11 protein-coding genes are annotated in these 11,863 nt (G+C 72.4%); 7 read left to right on the top strand and 4 right to left on the bottom strand.

What is annotated here, in order from left to right:
* Positions 1 to 22: 22 nt before the first annotated feature.
* Positions 23 to 790, top strand: coding sequence for a ferritin-like fold-containing protein (locus tag ACFY9I_RS34770; RefSeq protein ID WP_391009022.1), 768 nt, complete (start codon positions 23 to 25; stop codon positions 788 to 790).
* 73 nt (positions 791 to 863) lie between these two features.
* Here the strand turns inward: ACFY9I_RS34770 and ACFY9I_RS34765 are convergent, their stop codons facing one another.
* The 4 genes from ACFY9I_RS34765 to ACFY9I_RS34750 all read right to left on the bottom strand — a co-directional run bounded on the left by ACFY9I_RS34765 (position 864) and on the right by ACFY9I_RS34750 (position 2,961).
* On the bottom strand, positions 864 to 1,136 hold the full coding sequence (locus ACFY9I_RS34765) for a hypothetical protein (protein WP_391009020.1): 273 nt from the start codon (positions 1,134 to 1,136) through the stop codon (positions 864 to 866).
* 216 nt (positions 1,137 to 1,352) lie between these two features.
* On the bottom strand, positions 1,353 to 1,580 hold the full coding sequence (locus tag ACFY9I_RS34760; RefSeq protein ID WP_009293559.1) for a DUF3107 domain-containing protein: 228 nt from the start codon (positions 1,578 to 1,580) through the stop codon (positions 1,353 to 1,355).
* A 271-nt stretch (positions 1,581 to 1,851) separates the two neighbouring features.
* Positions 1,852 to 2,493 (bottom strand): TetR family transcriptional regulator, encoded by a 642-nt coding sequence (locus ACFY9I_RS34755; protein ID WP_391009017.1) that lies wholly within the window; start codon positions 2,491 to 2,493, stop codon positions 1,852 to 1,854.
* Between the two features lie 249 nt (positions 2,494 to 2,742).
* Complete coding sequence (locus ACFY9I_RS34750) at positions 2,743 to 2,961, bottom strand: hypothetical protein (RefSeq protein WP_391009014.1); 219 nt, start codon at positions 2,959 to 2,961, stop codon at positions 2,743 to 2,745.
* Positions 2,962 to 3,342: 381 nt separating this feature from the next.
* Between ACFY9I_RS34750 and ACFY9I_RS34745 the strand changes: the two genes are divergently transcribed.
* The 6 genes from ACFY9I_RS34745 (at position 3,343) to ACFY9I_RS34720 (ending at position 11,831) form a co-directional block, all read left to right on the top strand.
* Positions 3,343 to 4,518, top strand: coding sequence for an alpha/beta fold hydrolase (locus ACFY9I_RS34745; protein ID WP_391009011.1), 1,176 nt, complete (start codon positions 3,343 to 3,345; stop codon positions 4,516 to 4,518).
* A gap of 836 nt (positions 4,519 to 5,354) precedes the next feature.
* Positions 5,355 to 6,383 (top strand): DUF3152 domain-containing protein, encoded by a 1,029-nt coding sequence (locus ACFY9I_RS34740; RefSeq protein WP_391009008.1) that lies wholly within the window; start codon positions 5,355 to 5,357, stop codon positions 6,381 to 6,383.
* A 210-nt stretch (positions 6,384 to 6,593) separates the two neighbouring features.
* Positions 6,594 to 8,624, top strand: coding sequence for a DUF3492 domain-containing protein (locus ACFY9I_RS34735; RefSeq protein WP_391009005.1), 2,031 nt, complete (start codon positions 6,594 to 6,596; stop codon positions 8,622 to 8,624).
* Entirely contained in the window at positions 8,621 to 9,928 is a 1,308-nt protein-coding gene (locus ACFY9I_RS34730; protein WP_391009003.1) for a hypothetical protein, read from the top strand. The genes ACFY9I_RS34735 and ACFY9I_RS34730 overlap by 4 nt, the downstream gene beginning before the upstream one ends.
* A 200-nt stretch (positions 9,929 to 10,128) precedes the next feature.
* Positions 10,129 to 11,088: an NAD-dependent epimerase/dehydratase family protein gene (locus ACFY9I_RS34725; RefSeq protein WP_391009001.1), complete on the top strand. Its 960-nt coding sequence runs from the start codon at positions 10,129 to 10,131 to the stop codon at positions 11,086 to 11,088.
* Positions 11,076 to 11,831 (top strand): spherulation-specific family 4 protein, encoded by a 756-nt coding sequence (locus tag ACFY9I_RS34720; protein WP_391008999.1) that lies wholly within the window; start codon positions 11,076 to 11,078, stop codon positions 11,829 to 11,831. Before ACFY9I_RS34725 ends, ACFY9I_RS34720 begins: the two co-directional genes overlap by 13 nt.
* The last annotated feature ends 32 nt before the right edge of the window (positions 11,832 to 11,863 follow it).

Raw genomic sequence — 11,863 nt, 5'->3', positions numbered from 1 at the left:
GCCGCGCGCGGAGCGGGCTATTGTGCGCTGCATGACCACGTCTGACAAGCCTGAGAACGCCGCCGGCACCGACTCCACCGACACCGCCGAGGTCACCGGGATCGCCGCCCAGGACTGGGCGCGGGCCTCCGCCGACCCGCAGTACCGCGCCGCGGTCGTGGACCTGCTCGGCGCGCTGGCGTACGGGGAGCTCGCGGCGTTCGAACGGCTCGCGGAGGACGCGAAGCTGGCGCCGACCCTCGTCGACAAGGCGGAGTTGGCGAAGATGGCGGCGGCCGAGTTCCATCACTTCGAGAGGCTCGCCGGTCGGCTCACCGAAGTCGGCGAGGAGCCGACGCGGGCCATGGAGCCGTTCGTCGACGCGCTCGACGGCTTCCACAAGCAGACCGCGCCGTCCGACTGGTTGGAGGGGCTGGTCAAGGCCTACGTCGGTGACTCGATCGCCAGTGACTTCTACCGGGAGGTCGCCGCGCACCTCGACTCCGACACACGCGGGCTGGTGCTGGCGGTGCTCGACGACACGGGTCACGCCGGGTTCGCCGTGGAGAAGGTGCGGGCTGCCATCGACGAGGACCCGCGGGTGGGTGGGCGGTTGGCGCTGTGGGCGCGGCGTTTGATGGGGGAGGCGCTGTCGCAGTCCCAGCGGGTGGTGGCCGATCGGGACGCCTTGTCCACCATGTTGGTGGGGGGTGTTGCCGACGGGTTCGATCTGGCCGAGGTGGGGCGGATGTTCTCGCGGATCACCGAGGCGCACACCAAGCGGATGGCCGCGTTGGGCCTCGCGGCGTGAGCCGGGCTTGACCGGGCTCCGGCCCGCCCTGCCGCACTGGACCGCGCCCCTTGATCAGGGGGCGCGGTCTTCTTTACGCCGTTGCCGAGCCCCTGCGTCGAAAGCGTTCCGTCGGGCGCAGGAGGAGCGAGAGCGACGCGGCGGCGACGATCAGGGCCCCGCTGAGGATCAGCGGGTAGTTCGCCGAGCCCAGTGCCGTGTGGGTGAGGAAGGCGCCGAAGAGGGCGCCGGCCGTGCCGGTCGGGAGGACCAGGGTGCGGGGCGGCAGGCGGTGGGGGAGACGGTAGGCGGCGGCGCAGGCCAGGGCCAGGCCGAGGAGTGCGGATCCGAGTGCTTCCAAGAACATGATCGGGTTCCCTCCCGCACGGCCTGGCCTGGGCAAATCGGTCGTAGCCCGTATTACCCGCGAGTCACCGAACGCAATCATCGGCTGTGGATGAGATGTGGTCGCTCTGCGCGGGCGTGTGCCATGGGGGATGAGGAGCGGACACGCGCGGGTATGCGGAAGGGGCCCGGTGGGTTCACACCACCGGGCCCCTTCCTCTGGTCTCCGTGCCCTCGACTACAGCGCGCTGAAGCCCACCTTGCGGACGGTCGGCTCGCCGATGTCGACGTAGGCGAGACGGTCGGCCGGGATCAGCACCTTGCGGCCGTGCTCGTCCGTGAGGCTCAGCAGCGCCGACTTGCCGGCCAGCGCCTCGGCAACGGCACGCTCGACCTCCTCGGCACTCTGACCGCTCTCCAGCACGATCTCGCGGGGTGCGTGCTGCACGCCGATCTTGACCTCCACGGCTATGTCCCTCCGACGGTCAGTGAAAACGCGCGGGCTTCCGCGCCGTACGCAGCACACATTAGCCCGGTGAGGGGACGTACACGCTCCGGGTGAGAACGCCAGGAGCGAACAGAGCGCGGGAACAAAACTCCGGGCCGGGGCCGTGTCACGGCCCCGGCCCGGGATGTGCGTGACCGGTACGGCCGATCGGCGCGGGTGGGATGGAGAGGTGGCTGGTCGAAGGTCTCCGATCAGCGGTGGCCGACCGGTCGGGCCGATCGGTGGCTGATCAGTGGTGGTCGATGCCGTGGAGCGGGAAGCCGGCGATTCCGCGCCAGGCCAGCGAGGCCAGCAACTGGACCGCCTGCTCGCGCGGGACGCTGCGGTCGCTGTGCAGCCAGGACCGCGCCACCACCTGGGCGAGGCCGCCCAGACCCGAGGCGAGGAGCATCGACTCACCGCGGGAGAGACCGGTGTCCTCGGCGATGACGTCGCGGATCGCCTCGGCGCACTCGTTCGTGACCTTGTCGACGCGCTCGCGGACGGCGGGCTCGTTCGTCAGATCCGACTCGAAGACCAGCCGGAAGGCGCCGCCCTCGTCCTCGACGTACGCGAAGTAGGCGTCCATCGTGGCCAGAACGCGCTGCTTGTTGTCCGTGGTCGACGCGAGCGCGCTGCGCACGGTCTGGATCAGGGACTCGCAGTGCTGGTCCAGCAGAGCCAGATAGAGGTCGAGCTTGCCGGGGAAGTGCTGGTAGAGCACCGGCTTGCTGACGCCGGCGCGCTCGGCGATGTCGTCCATCGCGGCCGAGTGATAGCCCTGGGCCACGAAGACTTCCTGGGCGGCGCCCAGCAACTGGTTCCGTCGGGCTCGGCGCGGCAGGCGTGTGCCCCGCGGGCGCGCCGCCTCTGTCTGCTCGATGGCTGTCACGCCGCCTCCCAAGATCGTCCACATGCGGTGTGCGCCGCGCCGCCATCGTACTTTTCGGTAACCCGGGTGTGCGCGGTGCGAGCGCAGAATTTCACGGACCGGACGGCGGGGAAAGTGCCGCGTACCACGTCAAACAAGGGCAGGGCGGGCAGAAGGATGCCCTTTCCCGTCACCGATCGTCGTTTTTCGCGTCCACGGTCATCGCCGCTGGTGAGGATCGGTGATCGGGGGGTATCCGGGGAGGACCGGTCACCGGTAGTCGTCCTCGTCGAGGGAGACCACACGGGCCTGCTCCGCCAGGTCTGCCTCGCTGGCGGCGTCCCGGTCGACGTCGATCAGTGGGGCGTCCCGGTCCGGGGCGACGTCCGTGTGCTGCTCGGCGGCATCGGCCTCGGGGGCCTCGACGTCGTCGATCTCCACGGATTCCTCCTCGACGAAGGTGTCGGGGTCGCTCGGGTCAACGGCCATCGTGGGGTTCCCTTCCTGGTGCTGCCCTGGTGCCGCCGGACGTCCTGGAGGCGGCAGGGGTCACATACGGGTGCCCTGCCTACGAGCCTAGGAGACAGCCGATGGTGGCGCTATGCGGTCCGGCGTGATCCGGTGGTGACTGCTCCGGTTCCCGCGGTGTGACTGCTCCGGTTCCTGCGGTGATCGCTCCGGTTCCCGCGGTTGTGACTGCTCGGGTTCCCGCGGTGACCACTTCGCATCCTCTCCGGCGGTGTCATCCCCGACCGCCCTCCGGCGGTGCTGCTCCGCACCCCTGTACCCCCGGACAAGTGGCCGATTTACAGCGGATGCTGTGACGGCGAACACATGAGCCACTGCGTGATCGTCTCGTAACATTGCCGCATGTCTTCGACCGATCTGCCGTCCCTGCTGACCGCCACCGCGTCGCCGAAGGCGAGTGCCGTGCGCGTGGCCCCCGGGGAGCGGCTCAGGTCGGTCCGGTTGCCGGGGATCACACTGACGCTGCGGTCGAGACCGCCGGCGCGCGAGGGGCTCCCGCCCGCTCTGTACGTGCACGGCCTGGGCGGTTCCTCGCAGAACTGGTCGGCGCTGATGCCACTGCTCGACGGGCTCGTGGACAGCGAGGCGCTCGACCTGCCCGGCTTCGGCGACTCCCCGCCGCCGGACGACGGCGACTACTCCGTCACGGGCCACGCGCGCGCGGTCATCCGTTGTCTCGACGCCGCCGGGCGCGGCCCCGTGCACCTCTTCGGCAACTCCCTCGGCGGCGCGATCACCACGCGCGTCGCCGCCCTGCGCCCCGATCTCGTCCGCACCCTGACCCTTGTGTCGCCCGCCCTGCCGGAGCTCCGTGTGCAGCGGACCGCCGTGCCGACCGCGATGCTCGCGCTGCCGGGCATGGCGGCGCTCTTCACCCGCTTCACCAGGGGCTGGAGCGCCGAGCAGCGCGTACGGGGCGTCACGGCGCTCTGTTACGGCGACCCCGGGCGGGTCACGGAGGAGGGCTTCCGCAACGCCGTGGAGGAGATGGAACGACGCCTCCAACTGCCGTACATGTGGGACGCGTTGACTCGTTCCGCGCGCGGGATCGTGGACGCGTACACCCTCGGCGGGCAGCACTCGCTGTGGCGCCAGGCCGAGCGCGTCCTCGCCCCCACCCTCCTCGTCTACGGCCGTCGCGACCAGCTCGTCGGCTTCCGTATGGCCCAGCGCGCCGCCCGTGCCTTCCGTGACTCCCGCCTCGTCTGCCTGCCGGACGCGGGCCACGTGGCGATGATGGAGTACCCGGAGGCGGTCGCCGCCGCCTTCCGGGAACTGCTCGCGGATGCGGCGAAGACGGGCGGTGGGGTGGACGCACCGGCGAGTCCGGTGATGGGTTCCGGGGCGGCGGAGACCGCGGACGCTTGGGAAGCGGTCGCGGAAACGGGTGCGGACGGAGGGTCGCCTTCGGCTCCATCGGCTTCGGCTTCGGCTTCGGTCTCCGCCTCGGGTGCCGCCGACGGTGAGGAATCGGCCACCGGCGGGCCCCCAGGGGGCTCTCCCGGTGGGGGGAGCTGAGGCGCGGCGTGGGACGGCACAGCCGCAAGGGGCGGGCGCCGAAGGGCGACACGAGCGATACGAGGGAAGCCGGAGCGGTGAGGCCCGCAGGATCGGGCGACCGCGGATCGGCGGCGTTGCGAGCGCCAGGGGCCAAGGGCGCGTCGGACTCGGGCGAGCCGACGTCCCGGGGCGCCGGGGGCGCACCGGCTCGGGCGACGGCGGCGGGGGTACGACCGCCCCGCTACCCGGACGGAGCGCCCGGGCAGCAGGGTCCGCGCTTCCCTGATGGCACGCCCGCGCATGGTTTTCCACGTTTCCCTGATGGCACCTCGTCCCACGGAGTGCCTCATTTCGCCGACGGCACGCCCGCGCACGGCTTCCCGCGCCTGCCTGATGGCGTGCCAGTTCACGGCGTGGCCGCTCATGGCGTGCCGAGTTTCCATGACGGCACGCCCGCGCACGGCTTCCCGCGGCTTCCTGACGGTGTGCCGGTTCACGGGGTGCCGGTCCACGGTGTGCCGAGTCACCCCGACGGCACGCCCGCGCACGGGTTTCCCCGGCTGCCCGACGGCACGGCTGCTCATGGTTCTCCCCAGCTCCCCGACGGCACTGCGGCCCGTGGCTTCTCCGGGAGCCGAAGCGGCCACCCGGAGCAGCAAGAAGCTGGCGGAGGCTGGGGGCAGTTGGGTGACGGTGGGGGCCGGTCGGGTGCCGGGCACGGCGTGGCGCGAGGAGCGCCTCCGGGGGATCCGTATGGTGTGCCGGGCGAGGCGGCACGCCATGGCGCCCCGCACGGCGGGTCTCCGGAGCGTTCCGGCCGCCGTGTCCCCATCCCCCGGCAGCGGCAGGAGACCATGCCTCCTGGTGGCCCCCGTCAGGCCTATCTGGACGCCTTCGACGAGCTCGACGACGTCTTCGCACCCGGTTCAACCCCCCGCGGCGCGGCGGATGCCGACGCCGATGGCGGGGTCGAGGCGGCGATCGAGGAGCAGCCACTGCCGCCAGCCCCTGCGCGAGAGCGGTCACGGCGCGACGAGCACGAGCCTGGGGGCGAGCGGGCGGCGAAGGGCGGCAAGGGTCGGGCGTTCGCCGGGATCGCGGCCGCCGCGGTGACGACCGTGCTGGTTGCCGTCGTGGGCGGGCAGGTCCTGGGCGGACAGGACGCCACCGTCACGCGGCCGCAGGCCGCCGACGCCGCTGCCGGAGAGCGTGATGTGCGCGACACCTCGCGCAGCGAAGACCGGCCCACACCGTCCAGCACGCCGAGCCCGACCGCGACCCCGCTGTCCTATGACGAGAAGATGGGGCAGAAGTACGCGCTCCCGGCCGACCTGGCCGGCGGTGGGGAGTTCGAGGCGGTCAGGGGCTTCGACGAGGGGCCGGGGGCAGGGCAGAGGTACCGCTACCGGGTTGATGTCGAGGCGGGGCTCGGGCTGGACGCGGAGCTGTTCGCCGAGGCCGTGCACAAGACACTCAACGACGACCGGAGCTGGGCCCACAGCGGCGGCCGTACGTTCGAACGGATCTCCTCCGGGACGCCGGACTTCGTGATCACCCTGGCCAGTCCGGGCACCACCGCGACCTGGTGCGCCAAGTCGGGGCTCGACACGACCGTGGACAACGTGTCCTGCGACTCGGCGGCCACCGAACGCGTGATGATCAACGCATACCGCTGGGCCCAGGGCTCGGAGACGTACGGTGACGAGATCCACGCGTACCGGCAGATGCTGATCAACCACGAGATCGGCCATCGTCTCGGCTACAGCCATGTGACCTGCGACAAGGACGGCGAACTCGCGCCCGTCATGCAGCAGCAGAGCAAGTTCCTCACGTACGGCGGCATCACCTGCAGAGCCAATCCGTGGCCGTACCCCGGGAGCTGAACGGATCCCGGTCGTGGATATGGCGTCCCGTGATCAACTGATCCCTTAGCGCGACCGAACGCGGCCTGCTAGCGAAAGTTACGGCCGTTCACCCCTTTTAGTGGCGCGATGGACAACCGTCCATCGCGCCACCGCCTTGTCCGCATACGTTCGTCCCGCTGGCCGCCGGGTGAACGGCGGCTCCTCAAACGGGAGATCGGGGGTGCACGCGTGCGCATCGGACTGCTTACGGAGGGTGGCTATCCGTATGTGAGCGGTGACGCCAGGCTCTGGTGCGACCGACTCGTACGTGGGCTGGACCGCCACGAGTTCGACATCTACGCGCTCAGCCGCAGCGAGCGGCAGGAGGACGAGGGCTGGGTCCCCCTGCCGCAGCAGGTCAGCCGGGTCCGTACGGCACCGCTGTGGACCGCCGAGGACGACGGAGTGGTTCACGGGCGCCGGGCGCGCAGGCGTTTCGTGGAGGCGTACGGCGAACTGGTGGCGTCGGTGTGCTCAGGAGGAGGCGGCGGGGCGTTCGGTGTAGGCGGGTTGCTCGGTGGGGCGACGAGCGTCGCCGGAGCGCTCGGCGGGGTCGGGGCGGCTGCTCGAGCGGGTGAGGCCCGTGGGGCCGGTGAGGGCGTGGGGGCTTGCGAAGGGGGCTCCGACCCTGAGGCGGACCGTTTCGGCAACGCGCTGTACGGGCTCGCCGAGCTGGCCCGTGACAAGGGCGGACTGGTGGGCGCGCTGCGGTCCGAGAGCGCCGTGCGCACGCTGGAGCGAGCTTGTCGGGCGCCGGGCGCTCTACGAGGGGCGCGCGAGGCGCGTGTACCGGATCTGTTGACGGTCGCCTCCCATCTCGAACGCGCCCTGCGCCCTCTTTCGCTCGGCTGGTACGAGGACGACGGGCTCGGCTCGGTCGACCTCTGCCACGCGGCGGCGGGTGGCTCGGCCGCACTGCCCGGGTTGCTTGCCCGTCACTTCCACGGAGTGCCACTCCTGGTCACCGAGTACGGCGTGCCGCTGCGGGCGCACTACCTCGGGGCCTGTGGAGAGGCGCCGGTACGCGCCCTGCTCGCGGCCTTCCACCGGCGACTGACCGCCGAGGTCTACCGGCGGGCCGCCTGCCTCACTCCCGGCAACACTCATGCCCGACGCTGGCAGGAGCGCTGCGGTGCCGACCGCGCGCGCATCCGGACCGTCTATCCCGGAATGGACGCCGCTCGATTCGCGGAGGTCGGTGAGTCACCGGAGAGCGCGGATCCGCACACGTTGGTGTGGGTCGGCCGTATCGAACCCGCCAAGGACCTGATCTCCCTGTTGCACGCCTTCGCCGAGATCCGCCGGGCGGAGCCCAAGGCGCGGCTCAGGATCGTGGGAGCGGCGGCGGGCGCCGAGGCGACCGCCTATCTGGGCCACTGCAAGGTTCTGGCCGCGCAGCTCTTCCCCGACGAGGCGGAAGGCGTTCATGCGATCGGCGACCACCCCGTCTCCTTCGAGGAGGTCGGCGACCCGGCCGTCCCCGACCTGGCCGAGGCCTACGCGGCCGGTGCCGTCGTCGTGCTGTCGAGTGTCGTCGAAGGGTTCCCGATCACCCTGGTCGAGGCCATGTTCTGTGGCCGGCCGACGGTCTCCACCGATGTGGGGGCGGTCGTGGAGGTCATCGGCGGTACGGGGCTCGTCGTCCCGCCGCGCAATCCGCGCGCGCTCGCCGAGGCGTGCGTGGCGCTCCTGCGCGAACCCCGACGCCGTGCGCGTCTCGGCGCGGCCGCCCGCGCACGTGCCCTCGAACTCTTCACCGTCGAGCAGAACGTCGCGGCATTTCGTGGCATCTACCTCGAGGTTCTCGCGCACGCTCCGGTACGCAGGTTCGTCCTCGACGACACCGGCGAACCACGGCCCTTCGGTACGCCGGCCGAGTCCCGTGTACCCGGCCGCTGGGCCGAGTCCACGGCAGAGGAGAGGGGCCCTGGGGCTATGGGAGGTGCCGGTGTGGCGGGGGTGGCAGGGGTCGCGAGGGTGGCCGGCGTCGCTGATGTGGTGACCGGTGTGGCTGGGGTTGCCGGTGTCACGGGCCTCGGCGGGGGCGCCGTCGGGCGACCGCGCTGGGCGGTGGGATCGCCGGTGTCGTCGACTACGGCTGGGCGGGCCACGGCGTCGACTGCGGCCTCGACAGCGCCTCCGCCACCGGCCAGGACCGGCGCTGCGCCTCCGGCCGCGGCGGCCGGGGAGCCCGTGCGTGCGGGGGAGGGGTCCCGATGAGCGAGTTGCAGGTGGACGGGCTCCATGGGCTTGACCACTCCGCCGGGCTGGAACCGTGGGTCGACCCCGGCCCTCCTTCGTCCGCTTCATCCGCTTCGTCTGCTTCATCCGCTTGCTCAGATCCCTCTACCTCCTCAAGCCTTCTGGCCCCGCAGGACCCCGTCCCGGTGGCCGCCCCCACTGCCACCCCCCGGCCGGTCGACGACAGTTCCGCCGAGGCCACTGCCGAGCCCGCCGCTCGACGCGGTGCCGTCGACCCCGTGAAGGCCCTGATGCACCGGCACCGGGAACTCTGCGAGCGTGCGGTGGACCCCTTGGAGATCGCCGCCGGGCTGGAGGCGCACGGGGTGACCGACCGGACGGCCGCCCGCTTCCGGCACCGGGACGTGTTCTCGCTGGCCGAGGAGATGTACGCGCGCGTGCCGCGTGACGGGGAGGAATCCACCCAGCGCGAGCCGATGCCCCATGCGCCCGGCGCGCGCGGCGGATGGGCGGTGCTCGCCCTGTTGCCGGGCGCCCTGTGCGCGGCTGCCGTGGTGGGAGTACGGCTGACCGACGGGCCGTCCCGTCTCGTGATCGCCGCCGTCGGCGCCCTCGCGGTGGCGTTCGGCCTCCGCGTGGCCATCGACCGGGGCCCCTTGCGCACCCCGTCCGGCACCACGAGCCGCACCCGCACCTGGACCTGCTGGCTGATCGCGTACGCCCTCCTCGGTGACGGCCTGCTGACCGCCGGCCTCGACGACGGCCCCCACGGTCCGTGGCCCCTCGCCACCGCCCCCGTACTCGCGCTCACCCTGGCCTGTGCCCCCGCCACCTGGTGCGCCCACCTCCTCTCCGTGCGCGCCCGCCGCAGACTCGCCGCCAGCCGGGGCCTCGCGGAGTTCTCCGATTCCGTGAAGCCCCTGATCCTCGGCGTGTTCGCACTCCACCTCTGCGCCCTGGCCGCCCTGCTGGCGCTGAGCGGCAGGGTTGTGGAGGAGCCGCCCGGGTATGCCGGAGCCGGCGCACTCGGCGCGCTTCTCCTGCTCGCCAGGCTCCTCATCGCGCGCGGTTTCACCCACGCCCCGGCCGTCGCCCTCCGCGCGGCCGCCCTGACGGAGGCGGTCGCACTGGCCACGGCTTTCGCAAGCCGCTTGCCCGCCTGCTCCTACCTGGCCGTTCCCGTCGAGGCCGTCGTCGCTGCCTGGGGACCCGGCGCCGTCCCCGCCCTCGTGTGCGGCACGGCCGCACTCGTCCTCCTCGTCCACGCCACCCGCACGCTGACCCGGGCCTCGGCCCACGCCCAGTCCCCGGGGGCGGCCTGACCCCAGTTCCGCCCCGCCACTGCGGCCGCACATCGCCGTGGCGGAGCCCGAGCCCGACCGAGGCCCGGACCCACGTCCCGGACGCCTCCCTCTCACGGGGCCGACACCGCGGGCCCACCTCATCACTCACGGCACCACCCATAAGGAGACCACCAGATGATCACCTCCCGAACCGGAGAACCCGCCCCGGGAGCCGCCCGATGAGGGTCCTGCTGATCGGAGCCAACGGATATCTCGGCCGCTTCGTCGCCGAACGCCTGCTCGCCGACCCGGCCGTGCAGCTCACCGCACTCGGCCGTGGCGACGACGCCGACGTACGTTTCGACCTCGCCACCGGGAGCCCCGGCGCGCTCACCCGCTTCCTGGACGCCGTCCACCCCGGAGTCGTCGTCAACTGCGCCGGAGCCACCCGCGGCGGCGCCCGCGAACTCACCCGGCACAACACCGTGGCCGTCGCCACCGTCTGCGAGGCCCTGCGCCGCAGCGGCTGCGGGGCGCGCCTGGTGCAACTCGGCTGCGGCGCCGAGTACGGGCCCAGCCAGCCCGGCTCCTCCACCGCCGAGGACGCCGTGCCCCGCCCCGGCGGCCCGTACGGCGTGAGCAAGCTCGCCGCCACCGAACTCGTCCTCGGCTCCGGCCTGGACGCCGTGGTCCTCCGGGTCTTCTCGCCCGCCGGCCCCGGTACCCCCGCCGGCTCCCCGCTGGGCCGCCTCGCCGAGGCCATGCGCCGCGCCATGCAGTCCAGCGACGGCGAACTCAAACTCGGCGGCCTCGGCGTCCAGCGCGACTTCGTCGACGTACGCGACGTGGCCCGCGCAGTCCACGCAGCCTCGCTCTCCGCCGCCCAGGGGGTGATCAACATCGGCTCGGGCCGAGCCGTGCGCCTCCGCGACGCGGCGGCCGTCCTGGCCCGCGTGGCCGGCTACGGCGGCGCCCTCCACGAACTCGACTCCCCACCCGTGCCTCTCAGGCCGACCATCGGTCACCCCCGCCCCGACCCGGACCACGCCACCCCCGTCACCCACCCCTACCCCGACGGCTGCGGAAGCTGGCAGCAGGCAGATGTACGCACCGCCCGCGACCGGCTCGGCTGGCGGCCCCGGATCAACCTCGAGGAGTCCCTGGCCGACATCTGGATGGAGGCGGCATGCCGTATCTGACGCCCGCGCCGTCGGGCACCACCAGCACCGGCCTGAGTCTCCGCTTCGGCATCCCCGGCTATGCCCACCCCCTCGTCGCTCCACTGGAATGGGGCGAACTCACCCGCCCCGGCACCCCGCTGCACTGGGTCGTCCTGAACGTCTCCGACGGCCCCGGCGCCCGGCCCGACCCGCACTGCCTGGAAGCGGCCGGGCGGCTGCGGAACGCCGGTGTCCGGATCCTCGGCCACCTGGACGCGACCCATGGGGCGCGCTCCCTCACCGAGACCGTCTCCGAGGCGCGTCGCTATCGCGACTGGTATCAGGTCGATGGCTTCCTCCTGGGCCGCTGTCCCGCCGAGCCAAGTGCCCTGACCGAGATCCGCCGCACCGTCACCGCGCTCCGCGCGCTCCTCGGCGGTGGCCACATCGTCCTCGGGCACGGCACCCACCCGTATCCCGGCTATGCCGCGCCCGAGATCGCCGACCAACTGGTGACCTACTCCGGCTCGTGGAGCGACTACCGCTGGTCGCAGGTCGCGGAATGGACCGCCGACCATCCACCCGAGCGCTTCTGCCACTTCGTCCACGGTGTCCCCCGCGGCCACCTCGACGAGGCGCTGCGCATCGCCCGCTGGCAGGGCGCCGCCACGATCTACTTCACCGACCGCACGGACCGCGGCGGCCGCATCGACCCCTGGGCGACGATGCCCGGCTACTGGGACGACATCGTCTCGCTTGTTGGAACGGGTGTCTCGGAATGAAAAAGGGCGTGGCAGTGTTACGCGGAGAACAA

It is taken from the genome of Streptomyces sp. NPDC012510 (assembly GCF_042955065.1).
Taxonomy (GTDB): Bacteria; Actinomycetota; Actinomycetes; order Streptomycetales; family Streptomycetaceae; genus Streptomyces.
The sequence above is the reverse complement of the archived record's forward strand: the minus strand, read 5'-3'. Positions and strand labels throughout refer to the sequence as shown.